We start from the raw sequence: 15,823 nt of genomic DNA on the forward strand, positions 1-15,823 counted from the left end.
CGGAGTGACCGGGCTCAGTCGGTCTTGACGAAGCTGAGGATCATCGACACGAAGGTGATGATGAGGGCGCCGAACACGGCGTCCCAGAAGAAGTGCTCGACGTGGAAGGCGAGGTTGAACGTGCCGGCCAGCCACGACGTGAGCTGCAGGATCAGCGCGTTGACGATGAAGACGAAGAGTCCCAGCGTCAGGATGATGAACGGCAGTGAGATGAGCTTGAGGAGCGGCTTGATGAACATGTTCACGATGCCGAAGATCAGTGCCACGATGACCACGGTCTTGACGACCTGACCCGTCGAGCCGCCGCCGAACGTGATGCCGGGGATGGCCCACGCAGCCACCCACAGGGCGACGGCGTTGATGACCGTCTGCAGCGCGAAGTTGATGAGCATGCGCTCAGTGTTCCATGGGGGTGGGCGCCTCTGCGGGAAGTCCGGGGTGCTCGTCGCCGGGGATGCGCGGCTGGAACATCGCGTTGAGGCGGAGCAGGTCGGGCTCGACCGTCTTGAGGGTGCCGACGGCGTCCGCGACGGGCACCCGCTCGATGCGGCCCTTCTGGAGCGCTACCATCTGGCCCCACGCCCCGTCGAGGGCGGCCTCGACAGCGGCGACCCCGAAACGCGTGCCGAGCACGCGGTCGAAGGCGACGGGCGAGCCGCCGCGCTGGATGTGGCCGAGGGCGGTCATCCGGCTCTCGATGCCGGTGCGGCCCTGGATCTCGCGGGCGAGGATCGAGCCGATGCCGCCGAGGATCTGGTGGCCGTACTTGTCGATCTCGGGAGCCGGGATCTCCATGGTGCCCGCCTTGGGCACCGCCCCCTCCGCGACGACGACGATGGTGGCGAAGCGGCCCTTCTTGTGGCGGTGGACGATCCGCTCGCAGACCTCGTCGATGTCGAAGGGCTCCTCCGGCACGAGCGTGATGGCCGCACCTCCGGCGAGGCCCGACCAGATCGCGATGTGGCCGACGTGCCGGCCCATGACCTCGACGACGAGGACGCGGTGGTGCGACTCGGCCGTCGTGTGGAGGCGGTCGATCGCGTCCGTGCAGATCTGGACGGCCGTCTGGAAGCCGAACGTCATCTCGGTCAGGGAGATGTCGTTGTCGATCGTCTTCGGCACCCCGATGACGGGGAAGCCGTTCTCGTGCAAGCGGTTGACCACACCCATCGACCCCTCACCGCCGACACCGATGATGGCGTCGAGGCCGTGCCGGTCGTAGGCCTTGCGGACGCGCTTGAGACCGTCCTCGTGGGCGAAGGGCTGGTCACGGCTCGTGCCGAGGATCGTGCCGCCGAGGGGCAGGATGCCGCGGCACCGGTCGACGTCGAGGATCTCGTAGTCGTTGTCCATGACCCCGCGCCACGCGTTGCGGAAGCCGATGACGGTGCTGTCGTACGTGACCTCGGCGGCGCGGGTGGCGCCGCGGATGACGGCGTTGAGGCCGGGACAGTCCCCGCCCCCGGTGAGGATGCCGATGCGCATGATCTGACTTTCGGAAAGAGCGGGCATGAACAAGAGCGTCGAGGCGGCGGTGGCGCGACGATGTGAGCCTAGCCACAGACCGGGTCCCACGTCAGGGGAGCGTCCATGGGCCGGTCGCTCCCGTGGACACTGCCTCTACAGTTCGAGTATGAGCGACACGGCCGAGAACACCGTCCGTCTGCGCGAGGTGCTCGCGCAGATGCCCGATTACAAGCCCGGCAAGCCCGCGGCGGCACCCGGCGGGGTCACGGCATACAAGCTCTCGTCCAACGAGAACCCCTACGGTCCGCTGCCGTCGGTGCTCGCGGCGATCGACGACGCCGCGGCGACGGTGAACCGCTACCCCGACATGGCGGTCACCGAGCTGACCGCCCGGCTCGCGAAGGCGCTCGACGTGCCGACGGAGTGCATCGCCACCGGCACCGGTTCGGTCGCCGTCCTGGCCCAGATCGTCAACGCCGCGTGCGATGCCGGCGACGAGGTCGTGTTCGCGTGGCGCTCGTTCGAGGCCTACCCGATCGTGACGCAGCTGGCTGGCGCCAAGCCGGTCATGGTCGGCCTCGACGAGCAGGCCCGGCACCGCCTCGACGCGATGTTCGCGGCGATCACCGACCGCACCCGCGTCATCCTCGTCTGCACGCCCAACAACCCGACGGGTCCGTGCGTGCACCAGGCCGAGCTCGAGGCGTTCCTCGACAAGGTCCCGAGCGACGTCATCGTCGTCGTCGACGAGGCGTACGTCGAGTTCGTCCGCGACGCCGAGGCCGTGCGCGGGCTCGACGTGTGGCGCCACCGCCCCAACGTCGTCGTCCTGCGCACTTTCTCCAAGGCGTACGGCCTCGCCGGCCTCCGGGTGGGGTATGCCGTGGCGCACCCTCCCGTCGCCGCTGCCCTCCGCAAGACGGCCACGCCCTTCGGCGTCAACTCGGTCGCACAGGTCGCCGCCATCGCCTCGCTCGATGCGTTCGACGAGCTGAACGAGCGCGTCGAGTCACTGGTCGCCGAACGCGACCGGGTGGTCCAGGCGCTCTCGGACCAGGGTTGGAAGCTGCCCCAGTCCGACGCGAACTTCGTCTGGTTCCCCCTCGGAGCCGACTCCACCGCCTTCTCGCAGGCCTGCGCCGAGGCGGGACTGACGGTGCGCCAGTACGGCGACGACGGCGTACGTGTCACGATCGGCGAGGTCGAGGCCAACTCTCGGCTCGTCGAGGTCGCGGCGGCGTTCGGCGCCCGCTGACGGGGCGACAATGAGGTGAGCCGCGCACCGAGGCGCGGAGGTGTCGCTGGGGTCGGAGGTCGGCATGGGCACGGTGCGTGACGGGCCGGCCGGCCGATGGCTCGCGGCCGGCGTCGCGTTCGCGGCGATCCTGCTCGTCGTGCCCTCGTTGCTCTCGCCGACGTGGGAGATGTCGGTGTCGGACCGCGAGCACGGCTCCCTCCTGTCCCGCCAGTGGGAGTGGAGCTGGGGTCGGGTGCGCGTCACCGGTCTGGAGGGTGTCGAGCTGCGCGACGACTGGAACCCGATAGCCCTCGGTGTGCTCGTGGTGCTCCTCGTCGCGGCACTCGTCGGCGTCGCCGCCTGGGCGTCGCGACGGGTCGGCTGGGGGCGCGGCGCCGCGCTCGTCACCGTCGCCCTGCTCACGGGGCGGGTGCTGACGACGGTGGCCGACCGTCTCGGCCGCTCGCTCGGGGAGGTCGACCAGGGTGCCTCTGGCCTCACGGTCCGCTCGCAGATGACGGGAGCCGGGACGCTCGAGACGGTTGCGGCGGTCGTGCTGCTCGTCGCCGTCGTGCTCATGGTCGCGACGGCCGGCGTTGGTGGGCGGGTCGTGGAGCTCGGTGCGACGCAGGCCCCTGGCCCTCGGTACGCAGCGGGAGCAGGCGAACCGGCCGGTCTGCGGCCGGCCGGTGAGCATCTGGCCTCGTCGCCAGTGTCGTTCGACGACACGGGGACGCCCGACGAGATCCGACGGCCGTGATGACCGAGGGGGAGGCGGGCGCCGAGTCGTCCGCCCGAGAGGACGGATCGCGCCGGGACGGCTGGCGTATGCGTCTGGCCGGCGCCGCGCTCGGCGGCGTCGGTGTGTTGCTGGCCGCGTCCACGACCGTGTGGCCGACCCGCGTGTTCGCCGTCCGGGCGCCCGAGGTCGGCGACTTCACCAAGGGGTACGAGCAGCGCATCTGGTCCTGGGGGAGGCAGGTCGTCTACTCGTCCGACGGGGTCCTGCTCGATGCCTTCGGCGGACCGAACCCGGTGGCCCGGCTCGTGCTCCTCGTCGTCGTGCTCGTGCTCGCGGCCGCCGGGCTGGCGACGTGGGTCGTCGTACCGGGGCGGCGCGGGGAGCTGACGGCCGCCGTGGGGCTCGGCGTCGCGCTCGCGACGGTCACGGGGTCCGTTGTCGAGCGGGTGTCGTTCGACGACCGGTCGATGGGTCCGCAGCCAGGTCTCGTCGAGATCACGACCACGGCGGCCTGGCTCGAGGTGGTGTCAGTCGGGGTGCTCGCGGTGACGCTCGCGCTCGTGGCCGTCCCGGTCGTGCTGCCGGGACCGAGCGCGGCTCTGGAGCACCGTGCCTCCCTCGTGCTGCAGCGCCTCGCGCCACTGCGCGCTGACGCGGCACCGCGCGCTGACGCGGCACCGCGCGCTGACGCGGCACCGCGCGCTGACACGCCACCCGGCAGTACGCATACGCCCTCGGTGGGGTTCAGCGACGACCCCGACTGACGCGCGCGGGAGGGCGGCGGCCATCGTCCCCGCGTGTCGGCGCTCGGGCCTACCGTCGATGCATGGACATGAAGCTCGAGCTGGTGGCGGTGCCCGTGACCGATGTCGACCGGGCCAAGGAGTTCTACGTCGAGAGGGTCGGCTTCAACGCCGACCACGACCACACGGTGAGCGACGAGATCCGCTTCGTGCAGCTCACTCCGCCCGGGTCGGCGTGCTCGATCGCCATCGGCAAGGGGCTGACGCAGATCGTGCCCGGCGGCCTCGACAACCTGCAGCTGGTCATCGCCGACGCCGAGGCGGTGCGCGCCGAGCTCGTCGGGCGCGGCGTCGAGGTGTCCGAGGTCGAGGAGCAGCCGTGGGGCCGCTTCGTCCACTTCAGCGACCCTGACGGCAACCGATGGGCGTTGCAGGAGCTCCCGGCCTGGTCGAGCGGAGCAGGTGAGACCGGCAGCTCGGACGGCGCCTCGGGCGAGTCGGCGCCCGGCTGACGGCGGCCGCTCGCTGTCGGACCTGCGGCCTACCGTCGGGACATGCTCACCGCCGTCGCCGTGTCCGGCTACCGCTCCCTGCGAGACGTCGTCGTGCCGCTGCACGGGCTCGACGTCGTCACCGGCGCCAACGGTAGCGGCAAGTCCAGCCTCTACCGGTCGCTTCGGCTGCTCGCCGGCTGCGGTCGGGGTGACGTCATCGGCACGCTGGCCCGCGAGGGCGGCCTGCAGTCCGCGCTCTGGGCCGGTCCGGCAACGCTCGGGGGTGCCCGCGATCGCGGCCACGGTGTCCAGGGCACGCGGCGCAAGGGGCCGATCAGCCTGCAGCTCGGCTTCGCCTCCGACGACTTCGGTTACCTCGTCGACCTCGGTCTGCCGCAACAGGCCTCCGGCAGCGACGCCGGCGCCGGTTCGCCGTCGGCCTTCCTGCGCGACCCCGAGATCAAGCGCGAGGTCGTGTGGTCCGGCCCGGTGATGCGTCCCGGCTCCGTCCTCGTGAGGCGGCGGTGGGGCGTCGTCGAGACCCGTGCCGCTGTCGGTGGCGACGACGACTGGGCCTCCGAGTGGGGAGGCGGCGGGGACGACGAGTCGGCGGAGTGGGAGTCCGACCCCGTCGCGGAGCCCGGCTCCCCGGCCGCCTACAAGACTTCCGAGGGGTCCGGAGCGCGAGCGGCCCAGCGCACGGCCCGTCCGGGTTGGACCGAGCTGACGCGGTCGATCCGCCCGTGGGAGAGCATGCTCACCGAGCTCGCCGACCCCGAGCGCGCACCAGAGCTGCTCCGGGTGCGTCGGATGATCCGGGGATGGCGTTTCTACGACGGCTTCCGTGCCGACGCCGAGGCGCCGGTCCGGAAGCCTCAGGTCGGCACCCGCACCCCGGTGCTCGCCGACGACGGCCGCGATCTCGCGGCGGCGCTGCAGACGATCCGCGAGAACGGCCGGTCCGAGCTCGACCGCGCCGTCGCCGACGCGTTCGACGGCGCGATCCTCGAGGTGACCGTCGACAACGGGCGGTTCGACGTGGCCCTCCACCAGCCCGGGATGCTGCGCCCGCTCGCCGGAGCCGAGCTCTCCGACGGGACGCTGCGCTACCTGCTCCTCGTCGCGGCCCTGCTGACCCCCGACCCGCCGCCGCTCATGGTCCTCAACGAGCCCGAGACGTCCCTGCACCCCGACCTGCTGGCGCCGCTCGCCCGGCTCATCCGAGCCGCGGCCGAGCGCAGCCAGGTCATGGTTGTCTCCCACGCCGACGCCTTGGTCCGCGAGCTCGACGTGGTCGACGCCGACGAGGAGGACGTCCCGGTGGGGCTCGGCTCACCTGCGCGGGGTGTCACCCTCGTCAAGGATCTCGGCGAGACCCTCGTGCAGGGTCAGGGCCTGCTCACCACCCCGGCCTGGACGTGGGGCACCCGCCGCTGACGCCACCGGTGGGCGTGACCCGAGCACGCGGCATACGCCATCGATCGCGACGGGTCAGGGCGTGCCGTGGCCGACCGTGCGCGCCGAGGGCTGCCCGGGGTCAACTGGCCCCGGGCTGCGTCGGATCCGGGAGGCCGCGATCGCCGTCCAGGCGGCGTCGACCACCAGGAGGCAGGCAAAGCCCACGACCAGCCAGCTGAACTGGTCGTAGATCCCGCGGATGGCGAGGTAGAGGAAACAGGCGGCCATCAAGACCTGGGGTAGGGCTTGGGCCGGGTACAGCTGCGCCCAGTCGAGTGCCGTTCGCCAGGTGGCCGGGTCCGTCCGAGGTCGTTGCCCCTTCACGGCCGCGAGCACCAGCTCACGCCGGGTCCGTCGCGGCAGTGACCGCCAGGCCTTGCGCGCGGCGCGTGCGCCGTTGGTCCCCTCGGCTGACATGTCCATCCCCTGTCGTGAGCTGCGGAGCATGCTGCCACACGCGCGCCGTCCGTGCCGGGCGCGGAACCATCCCGCATTGTGAGATTCGCAGGGCTCTCCGGTAAGTTCCGGTCCGAGGACCAAGCACGTGTCCGTCGTCACGAACGGCGGCCTTGCGCCCCCAGAAGCCGACGAGCGGGAGACCCCCGTTTGCGGGCCGAACGAGTAGGCCGGTCTCACCGGCGAAGGAGCCCCAGTGAGCGACAAGGTTGTCGCCGAGCTGCAGGAGCCGACCCCCGCGGTCGGCGACGGTGGCCCGGACATGATCCAGCTGCTGACCCCCGAGGGTCAGCGTGTGTCCCACCCCGACTACGACAAGTACGTCGCGGACCTGACCCCCGAGGACCTGCGCAGCTTCTACCGCGACCTCGTCCTCATCCGGCGCCTCGACGCCGAGGGCTACGCCCTGCAGCGCCAGGGCGAGCTCGGCCTGTGGCCCAGCCTGCTCGGCCAAGAGGCCGCCCAGGTCGGTTCCGGTCGCGCGCTCAAGCCGCACGACTTCGTCTTCCCGACCTACCGCGAGCACGGCGTCGGCTTCGTGCGCGGCATGGACCCGCAGAGCTCGCTGCAGCTCTTCCGCGGTGTCAGCCAGGGCGGCTGGGACCCGCAGGAGAACAACTTCCACCTCTACACGATCGTCATCGGGGCCCAGGCGCTGCACGCCACCGGCTACGCGATGGGCGTGCGGATGGACGGCAACGTCGGCACCGGCGACCCCGACCGCGACACCGCGGTCATCTGCTACTTCGGAGACGGCGCCTCCTCGCAGGGTGACGTCAACGAGGCGTTCGTCTATGCGGCGAGCTTCGACGCGCCGGTCGTCTTCTTCTGCCAGAACAACCAGTGGGCCATCTCCGAGCCCGTCGAGAAGCAGACCCGCATCCCGCTCTTCCAGCGCGCCCGCGGCTTCGGCTTCCCCGGCGTCCGCGTCGACGGCAACGACATCCTCGCCACGTATGCCGTGACGCAGCACTGTCTCGACGAGGCGCGCAACGGCAACGGCCCCCTGCTCATCGAGGCCTACACCTACCGCATGGGTGCGCACACGACCGCCGACGACCCGACGAAGTACCGCGTCTCGGCCGAGGTCGAGGAGTGGAAGTTCCGCGACCCGATTCTGCGTCTCAAGACGCTCCTCGCCCACGAGGGCATGGCCGACGAGGCCTTCTTCGCCCGCATCGACGAGGAGGCCGACCAGTTCGCCGCCGAGCTGCGCGAGGGCTGCGTCACGATGGAGACGATGCCCGGCGAGACGATGTGGGACCACGTCTACGCCGAGGACCACCCCGTCATGGAGGCGGAGCGTGCCGCCTACCTCGCCTACAAGGCGAGCTTCGAGGAGGCGAACTGATGGCGCTCGAGAAGGTCACCCTGGGCAAGAGCATCACGAACGGCCTGCGCAAGGCCATGGAGGCCGACCCCAAGGTCGTGCTCATCGGTGAGGACATCGGCAAGCTCGGCGGCGTCTTCCGCATCACCGAGGGCCTCCAGAAGGACTTCGGCGAGGACCGCGTCATCGACAGCCCGCTCGCCGAGTCCGGCATCGTCGGCACGGCGGTCGGCATGGCGCTGCGCGGCTACCGCCCCGTCTGCGAGATCCAGTTCGACGGCTTCGTCTACCCGGCCTTCGACCAGATCGTCAGCCAGGTCGCCAAGATGCACGCCCGTGCGCTCGGCGCGGTGAAGATTCCGATGGTCATCCGCATCCCGTTCGGCGGCGGCATCGGCAGCCCGGAGCACCACTCCGAGAGCCCCGAGGCGTACTTCGCCCACACCGCGGGCCTGCGCGTCGTCGCGTGCAGCAACCCCGAGGACGCGCACTGGATGATCCAGCAGGCCGTCGCGTGCGACGACCCGGTGATCTTCTTCGAGCCGAAGCGGCGCTACCACGACCGCGCCGAGTACGACACGTCCGCTGCGTCGGCGCCTCGGGGGCTCTTCGAGGCCAACGTGATCCGTCAGGGCAGCGACGTGACGATGGTCGGCTACGGCCCCGTCGTCAAGACGATGCTCGAGTCGGCCGCCGCTGCGGAGGCGGAGGGCACGAGCATCGAGGTCATCGACCTGCGCTCCCTCTCGCCGCTGCCGATCGAGACCATCGTGGCGTCCGTGCGCAAGACGGGCCGGCTCGTCGTCGTCCACGAGGCGAGCAGCTTCCTCGGCATGGCGTCCGAGATCGCCGCGCAGGTCACCGAGCAGTGCTTCTACGAGCTCGAGGCGCCGGTCATCCGCGTCAACGGCGCCAACATCCCCTATCCGCCGAGCCGGATGGAGGAGGAGTTCCTCCCCGACCTCGACCGGATCCTCGACGGCGTCGACCGCGCGCTCGCGTACTGAGAAGGGCTGCGACACATGGCAATCAAGACGTTCAACCTGCCTGACCCTGGTGAGGGCCTCGTCGAGGCCGAGATCGTCGAGTGGAAGGTCTCGCCCGGCGACACCGTCAAGGTCAACGACATGGTGCTCGAGATCGAGACCGCCAAGTCGCTCGTCGAGCTGCCCATCCCGTGGGCCGGCACCGTCAAGGACCTGCTCGTCGAGGTCGGCCAGACCATCGACGTCGGCACGCCGATCATCTCGATCGACGACGGCCTGGGCGGCGACGAGGCACCCGCGGCCGCGCCGTCGATCCCCGGGGAGAAGGCCGCTCCGGCCGAAGGGGCGTCCGAGGCCATCCTCGTCGGCTACGGCGCCAAGGCCGGCGCCACCGCCCGTCGGGCCCGCAAGGGCATGGGCGCCGCTCCGGTGGCTGCTGCCCGCACGGAGACCGAGCAGATCGCTGCCGCCGCGCCGATCGCCGAACCCGCTGCTCCTGCCGCTCGCGTCGAGTCGCCGGCTCCCGCCGTCCACGCCGGCGCTGCTCCTGCCGGTCGGCCCAAGGCGAAGCCGCCCGTGCGCAAGCTCGCCAAGGACCTCGGCATCGACCTCGCGTCGGTCACGCCGACGGGCGCCGACGGGGTCATCACCCGCGACGACGTGACCAACCACGCAAGCGGCGCGTCCGTGAACGGCGCTGCAGCGCAGGCGGACTCGACCACGAGCCTTGCCGCGACGGCATACCGCACGCCGTTCGGTGCGGGTGAGCGCGAGGAGCGCACGCCGATCAAGGGTGTCCGCAAGATGACCGCGCAGGCGATGGTCGGCTCGGCCTTCACGGCGCCGCACGTCACCGAGTGGATCACCATCGACGTCACGAAGACGATGGAGCTCGTCGACCGCCTCAAGGGCAGCCGCGAGTTCAAGGACGTCAAGGTGACCCCGCTGCTCGTGCTCGCCCGGGCACTCGTCCTCGCGGTCAGGCGCAACCCCGGCATGAACGCGACGTGGGACGAGGCCAACCAGGAGATCGTCCAGAAGAACTACGTCAACCTGGGCATCGCTGCGGCGACCCCACGTGGCCTGATCGTCCCCAACATCAAGGACGCCCACGCCATGACGATGCTCGAGCTGGCGCAGGCCATCGGTGCCCTGACGGCGACGGCCCGCGAGGGGCGCACCCAGCCCGCCGAGATGTCGGGCGGCACGATGACGATCACCAACGTCGGCGTCTTCGGCGTCGACAGCGGCACCCCGATCATCAACCCGGGTGAGTCGGCGATCGTGTGCTTCGGCGCGATCCGAAAGCAGCCGTGGGTCGTCACCGACGCGCAGGGCAACGACGAGATCGCGATCCGGCACGTCACGCAGCTCGCGGTCAGCTTCGACCACCGGCTCATCGACGGCGAGCTCGGCAGCCGCTTCCTCAGCGACCTCGCCGCCATCATGGCCGACCCGGCACAGGCACTCGTCTGGGGCTGACCCCCCACCAGCCCCAACCGTCGAAAGGCCACGTCTGGCCGCCCGACGACAGTCGAGAGGCCAGTTCTCGTCGCGAGAGCTGGCCTCTCGACGTGCAGGACCGGGACCCGCGGACGACGGTCTCCGTCGGCGCGGGACGATCAGGTGGCCAGGAGGATGCCGCCGAGCGAGACCGTCGCCACCCACGCCGTCGTCACGGCCGCGAGCACGAAGGGCCGCGGACCCACCCGCCGCAGGGAGCCGACCCGAACCCCGGTGCCGAGGGCAAACATCGCCATGGTGAGCAGGGCGGTCTCCGCCGGCTTGGCCAGCGAGAGCGCTGCAGACGGCACGAGCCCGCTGGTCCGCGCCGCCATGAGCGCGACGAAGCCGACGACGAAGAGCGGCACGAGCGGAGGACGACCTCCGCGGCCGCTGGCTGCCGCGCCGTCGATGGGGCCACAAGCCTCGGCCCGGGAGCGCAACCGCCGCTCACGGAGGCTGATCACAGCCAGCACCGGCGCGAGCATGAGGACCCGGCCGAGCTTGACGACGACGCCGAGCGCCAGTGCGCCCCCGCCGATGACGCCGGAGGCGGCGACGACCTGGGCCACCTCGTGGATGGACGCGCCGGCCCAGATCCCGGCGCGCTCCGGGCCCAGCCCGATCCAGCCCGCGAGCAGGGGGAGCAGCGGGATCATCGCCGTCCCGAAGAGCACGACGAGGGCGACGGACGTCACGAGCTCGTCGTCCTCGGAGTCGATGACGCCGTCGACGGCCGCAGCGGCAGCGGCGCCGCAGATCGAGAAGCCCCCGGCGATGAGCAGGGTCTGCGAGCGGCTGAGTCCGAGCAGTCGCCCCACGGCCATCGCGCCGGCGATCCCGAGCACGACGACTGCCACCACGACCCCGATGACTCCCCACCCCAGCCCGAGCACGTCGCTGAGCGCGAGCTGGAGCCCGAGCAGCGCGACACCGAGGCGCAGCAGTCGTCGCGACGCCACGGCGAGGCCCGGCTCCAGGCGCGGGCTGAGCCAGCCGGCGTTGGCGAGCGCGGCGCCCGCGACGATGGCGAGCAGCAGCGGGCTGAGCGAGGGGAGCCACTGGCTGACGCCGAGGGCCGCCGCCGAGACCCCGGCAGCCACGGCGAGGCCGGGCAGCACGCGAGCCGCCACAGCCGCAGGTCGAGCGGGGGTCTTCGCGTGCCGCGGGGTGACGGAGGTCGACATGGTGCCAGCCTCGTCGCACCGGCCTTGTCCCGGTAGCCGGACATGCTGCATGGATACATATCTCGTTGATATGGGGAGTGAAGCCATATGCTCCACGCATGTCACGCCTGTGGCCCGACCTGTCGGTGTTGGCCGTCCTCGTGGCCGTCGACGACCTCGGCAGCCTTGGTGCGGCGGCACGACGGGAGGGGATGGCCCAGCCCAACGCGAGCCGTGCGGTGCGCAGGCTCGAGAGCGAGCTGGGGGTGCCGTTGCTCCGACGAGGGCCGCGCGGCTCGGCGCTCACCCCGCAGGGCACCGTGGTGGTGCACTGGGCACGTGAGGTGGTCGCCGACGCAGGTCGGCTGCTCGAGGCAGCCGAGACGCTCCGGGAAGCTCGCCGGGCAGAGCTGGCGGTCGGCGCCAGCATGACGGTGGCGGAGCACCTCGTCCCGGCGTGGCTCGGTGAGCTGCGTCGGCACCACGAGGACCTGCGCATCCAGCTCCAGGTGCACAACTCGACCCATGTGTTCGAACAGGTCGAGGCCGGCGCGTGCGACGTCGGCTTCGTCGAGTCCCCCTCGGTGCCACGCGGTCTCTACAGCTGCACCGTGGCGCACGATCGACTCGTCGTCGTGGTCACGCCCGCCCACCCATGGGCCCGGCGACGGAGGGCACTGCTCCCGGAAGAGCTGGCCGCGACGCCGTTGGTCGTGCGCGAGCCGGGCTCCGGCACGCGAACGACGCTCGACGACGCGCTGCGCGACCTCCCCCGCGCCGAGCCGCTGCTCGAGCTGGCCAGCGGGGCGGCCGTCCGCACGAGCGTGCTCGCCGGCGTCGGCCCTGCCGTGGTCAGCACCCTCGCGGTGCGCGACCAGGTCGAGGCCGGCACCCTGCGGGTCGTCGAGGTGGAGGGCCTGGTTCTCACCCGACGGCTGCGAGCGGTGTGGCGCGAACCTCGTCGCCTCACGGGGCCTGCCGCCGAGCTGGTCGCGACGGCGCGGCGGCTCGGTCAGCCCTTGAAGGCCTGACGGACGAGCAGGTCCATCGCCTTGTCGGGCAGGACCTTGCGCGCCGTGACGATGGCCCGAGCGCCCTTGCCGGCGGGGTAGCGGGCCGCCGGGTTCGCGGCCTCGAGCGCCTTGACCACCTTCTCCGCCACGGCCTCCGGCCCGGCGCTCATCCTCGGGGTGTCGACCCGCTCGAACATGACGGCCATCCGGCGGGCGAGGTCCTCGTAGACGGTTCCGACGGACCGCTCGACCATGCTCTCGCGGGCGATGGTGTTCCACTCCGAGATGATCGGCCCCGGCTCGACGATGACGACGTCGATGCCGAAGGGTGCGAGCTCGATGCGCAAGCTGTCGCTGAAGCCCTCCACCGCGAACTTCGTCGCGTGGTACCACGCGCCGAGCGGCTCGTAGATCTTGCCGCCGATGCTGGAGATGTTGACGACTCGCCCGCGGCGCCGGGTGCGCATGTGCGGGATGACGAGCTGCGTCAGCCGCGCCAGGCCGAAGACGTTGACCTCGAACTGCCGGCGGCCCTCGTCGAGCGGTACGTGCTCGACCGGACCGTAGGAGCCGTAGCCGGCGTTGTTGACGAGGGCGTCGATCTGGCCCTGCTCGCTGATGATGCGGTCGACGCCCGCGACCATCGACGCGTCGTCGGTGACGTCCATCGCGAAGGGGATGATGCCGCGGGACTCGAGCGCGGCCATGCGCTCGACGCGGCGGGCGACGGCATACACCGTCCACCCCGACTCGACGAGGTGGACGGCGATGGACTCGCCGATGCCGGACGACGCGCCCGTGACGAGGGCTACCTTGCTCATCCCGACACCGTATGCCGCGTCGCCGGGTCCAGCCTCACCGCCCACTCCCAGCACCCCTCAACCGTCGAAAGGCCACCAGTGGTCGCCTCGTGACAGTCGAGAGGCCAGTCCTCGGGGGCGAGAACTGGCCTCTCGATGTGCAGGAGGCGACAAGACGTGGCCTCTCGACGGTTCAGGTTGGGTCAGGTCGGGCCAGGTTGGGTCAGGTCAGCGCGCCGCGGCCTCGGCCTGCTCGGCGACCCGGGCGTTCTGCCGGTCGACGAGGTAGGCGGCGGTGAGGTCGTCACCGACCGCGGAGAGCAGGCGGACGTCGACCGCCTCGTGACGCTCGGCCACGGTCGGCTCGACGGTCGTCATGACCGTGCGGGCGTCGCGCTCGGCCACGGCGGTGGCGAGCTCGCGCTTGAGCGCCTCGTCGAGGATGCCGCCCGAGACCTTGGCCCGCGCCGCGACCTCGACGGCGAACCGCTCCGTCTCTGCGACGAGCGCGGGGTCCTCGGAGGTCAGCATCCGCGAGGTGCGGTGCAGCAGCGCCGCGCCGGCGTCGAGGTCGCCCTCGCCGAGCCGGGTCACGGCCCGGGTCAGGAGCGGCCGGTCACCGCGGAGCGCCGAGTCGGCGAGCAGGCCCAGGCGCAGGCCGAGCAGGCGCTCGTGCGTCCGCGTGTTGCCGGCCTCGCGGCCGAGCGGCACCTTGAGCTCGTCGTCGACGGCTGACTGCGACATCGTGTCGAGCAGCTCGATGCCCGCCTCGTCGGGGGTGTGGACGGTGTCGCGCAGCGGCACCTCCTTGATGAAGAGCGCGGCGAGCAGCGCGAGCACGAACGGCACGAGGCCCCAGACGAACACGGTGTGGAGCGAGTCGGCCAGACCCTGCTGCACGCCGGTGGCGACCTGCGGCGGCAGCGTGGCCAGGGCGGATGGGTCGAGCACCGAACCTGCGCTGACCTGCTGGCCCGAGGCCTGCATCTGCTTGACGACGGAGGCCGGCAGGTGCGCGGCGATGTTGCCGGCGAGCCCGCTCGTCATGATCGTGCCGAACACGGCGGTGCCCACGGTCGAGCCGACGTTGCGGAAGAACTGTGTCGACGCGGTGGCGACGCCGAGGTCCTTGCGCTGCGAGGAGTTCTGGATGATGAGGGTGAAGACCTGCAGCGCCATGCCGAGGCCGACGCCGAAGACGATCATCGACAGTGTCAGGTCGAGCTGGCTCGAGCCGTAGTGCAGCTGGGTGAGCAGCCAGAAGCCGACGCCCATGATGAGGATGCCCGCGATGGTCTGCAGCTTGTAGCGGCCGGTCTTGGTGATCACGAGGCCGGAGATGATCGACAGGCCGATCATCGCGACCGACATCGGCATGAGGATCAGGCCGGAGTTGGTGGCCGACGCGCCGAGCACGCCCTGGGCGTAGACCGGCAGGTAGATCATCGCGCCGAACATCATGACCGACACCATGAAGGCCGCGATGTTGGAGAGCGTGAACAGCGGGCTCTTGAAGAGGCGGAGCGGCAGCACCGGCTCGACGGCCTTGCGCTCGATGGCGATGAAGACGCCGAGCAGGACGACGCCGGCGACGTACATGCCGATGATGGCGGGGGAGCCCCAGTCGAGCGTCGTGCCACCGAGTGACGTCGGCACGAGCAGCAGGATGAGCGTCATCGACAGCGCGGCGATGCCGGCCTTGTCGACGACGGTCTCACGCGGCGTGTGCTCGAGGTGGAGGAAGCGGCTGATGCCGAAGAAGGCGAAGACCCCGACGGGCAGCGTGATGAAGAAGAGGTAGCGCCAACCCCAGTTGTCGGTGACGAAGCCGCCGACGAGCGGGCCGAGGATCGAGGCGAGGCCGAAGACGCCGCCCATGAGGCCCTGGTACTTGCCGCGCTGACGCGGCGGGATGATGTCGCCGATGATCGTCTGCGAGAGCGGCATCAGCGTGCCCATGCCGGCGCCCTGGATGGCGCGGGCAGCGATGAGCCACCAGAAGTTCTGCGCGAAGCCGGACAGGACCGAGCCGGCCATGAAGACGACGAGCCCGCCGAGGTAGAAGCCACGCCGACCGTAGAGGTCGCTCATCTTCCCGACGATCGGCACGGTGATCGCGCTGACGAGCATGGCGGCGGTGGCGAGCCACGAGTAGTGGTCGATCCCGCCGAGCTCGGCGACGATGCGCGGCATCGCCGGTCCGACGATCGTCTGGCTGATCGACGCGACGAGCATGCCGAGCATGAGCGCGATGAAGATGTTGCGGGTCGAACGGTCGAGGCCGGCGGGCTTCGCCGCGTGCCTCGCGCTGCGGGTCTGCGGGGTGGTGGTCGGCGCGGAGCTCGTGGCTACCCCCTGGGTCGTCTGTGGCATGCCGGCCACGGTACGCCGAATGTGCAGTGACTGCAAAATTGCAGTCCATGCACTG

15 protein-coding genes are annotated in these 15,823 nt (G+C 71.1%); 9 read left to right on the forward strand and 6 right to left on the reverse strand.

The genetic code is table 11. From position 1 onward, the window contains the following. Window positions 1–14: 14 nt before the first annotated feature. On the reverse strand, window positions 15–392 hold the full coding sequence (locus AC1DIW_RS16860; RefSeq protein ID WP_442279428.1) for a phage holin family protein: 378 nt from the start codon (window positions 390–392) through the stop codon (window positions 15–17). Between the two features lie 4 nt (window positions 393–396). After that, window positions 397–1,485, reverse strand: coding sequence for a 6-phosphofructokinase (locus AC1DIW_RS16865; RefSeq protein WP_442279427.1), 1,089 nt, complete (start codon window positions 1,483–1,485; stop codon window positions 397–399). Between the two features lie 148 nt (window positions 1,486–1,633). Here AC1DIW_RS16865 and hisC point away from each other — a divergent pair, with 148 nt between their 5' ends. From hisC to AC1DIW_RS16890, 5 genes are all read left to right on the forward strand, one after another. Continuing rightward, window positions 1,634–2,722, forward strand: coding sequence for a histidinol-phosphate transaminase (gene hisC / locus AC1DIW_RS16870; RefSeq protein WP_478109624.1), 1,089 nt, complete (start codon window positions 1,634–1,636; stop codon window positions 2,720–2,722). A gap of 40 nt (window positions 2,723–2,762) precedes the next feature. Then, a complete protein-coding gene (locus AC1DIW_RS16875) occupies window positions 2,763–3,464 on the forward strand; it encodes a hypothetical protein (RefSeq protein WP_478109625.1) in 702 nt (233 codons plus the stop codon). Then, window positions 3,464–4,210, forward strand: coding sequence for a hypothetical protein (locus tag AC1DIW_RS16880; protein WP_478109627.1), 747 nt, complete (start codon window positions 3,464–3,466; stop codon window positions 4,208–4,210). Before AC1DIW_RS16875 ends, AC1DIW_RS16880 begins: the two co-directional genes overlap by 1 nt. Before the next feature lie 62 nt (window positions 4,211–4,272). Continuing rightward, window positions 4,273–4,701, forward strand: coding sequence for a glyoxalase superfamily protein (locus AC1DIW_RS16885; protein WP_478109628.1), 429 nt, complete (start codon window positions 4,273–4,275; stop codon window positions 4,699–4,701). Between the two features lie 42 nt (window positions 4,702–4,743). After that, window positions 4,744–6,120, forward strand: coding sequence for an AAA family ATPase (locus AC1DIW_RS16890; protein WP_478109629.1), 1,377 nt, complete (start codon window positions 4,744–4,746; stop codon window positions 6,118–6,120). 54 nt (window positions 6,121–6,174) lie between these two features. On the opposite strand, the gene AC1DIW_RS16895 is transcribed toward AC1DIW_RS16890, so the two are convergent. After that, window positions 6,175–6,558 carry a hypothetical protein gene (locus tag AC1DIW_RS16895; RefSeq protein WP_442279421.1) on the reverse strand — a complete coding sequence of 128 codons (384 nt, stop codon included), beginning with the start codon at window positions 6,556–6,558 and terminating at the stop codon, window positions 6,175–6,177. Between the two features lie 235 nt (window positions 6,559–6,793). Between AC1DIW_RS16895 and pdhA the strand changes: the two genes are divergently transcribed. From pdhA to AC1DIW_RS16910, 3 genes are read left to right on the forward strand one after another with little or no spacing between them, the layout of a single operon-like run. After that, window positions 6,794–7,948: a pyruvate dehydrogenase (acetyl-transferring) E1 component subunit alpha gene (pdhA, locus tag AC1DIW_RS16900; protein WP_442279420.1), complete on the forward strand. Its 1,155-nt coding sequence runs from the start codon at window positions 6,794–6,796 to the stop codon at window positions 7,946–7,948. Next, complete coding sequence (locus AC1DIW_RS16905) at window positions 7,948–8,934, forward strand: alpha-ketoacid dehydrogenase subunit beta (protein ID WP_478109631.1); 987 nt, start codon at window positions 7,948–7,950, stop codon at window positions 8,932–8,934. Before pdhA ends, AC1DIW_RS16905 begins: the two co-directional genes overlap by 1 nt. Before the next feature lie 15 nt (window positions 8,935–8,949). After that, window positions 8,950–10,395, forward strand: coding sequence for a dihydrolipoamide acetyltransferase family protein (locus tag AC1DIW_RS16910; protein ID WP_478109633.1), 1,446 nt, complete (start codon window positions 8,950–8,952; stop codon window positions 10,393–10,395). A 140-nt stretch (window positions 10,396–10,535) separates the two neighbouring features. Here the strand turns inward: AC1DIW_RS16910 and AC1DIW_RS16915 are convergent, their stop codons facing one another. Then, complete coding sequence (locus AC1DIW_RS16915; protein WP_478109634.1) at window positions 10,536–11,603, reverse strand: YeiH family protein; 1,068 nt, start codon at window positions 11,601–11,603, stop codon at window positions 10,536–10,538. Window positions 11,604–11,701: 98 nt separating this feature from the next. On the opposite strand from AC1DIW_RS16915, the gene AC1DIW_RS16920 reads away from it, so the two are divergent. Beyond that, on the forward strand, window positions 11,702–12,613 hold the full coding sequence (locus tag AC1DIW_RS16920; RefSeq protein WP_478109636.1) for a LysR family transcriptional regulator: 912 nt from the start codon (window positions 11,702–11,704) through the stop codon (window positions 12,611–12,613). On the opposite strand, the gene AC1DIW_RS16925 is transcribed toward AC1DIW_RS16920, so the two are convergent. Then, complete coding sequence (locus tag AC1DIW_RS16925) at window positions 12,595–13,416, reverse strand: oxidoreductase (protein ID WP_478109637.1); 822 nt, start codon at window positions 13,414–13,416, stop codon at window positions 12,595–12,597. The two genes, AC1DIW_RS16920 and AC1DIW_RS16925, sit on opposite strands and share 19 nt — an antisense overlap. A gap of 207 nt (window positions 13,417–13,623) precedes the next feature. After that, window positions 13,624–15,768 (reverse strand): MDR family MFS transporter, encoded by a 2,145-nt coding sequence (locus AC1DIW_RS16930; RefSeq protein WP_478109639.1) that lies wholly within the window; start codon window positions 15,766–15,768, stop codon window positions 13,624–13,626. Between the last annotated feature and the right edge of the window lie 55 nt (window positions 15,769–15,823).

This window comes from Terrabacter sp. 01T434 (assembly GCF_056398545.1).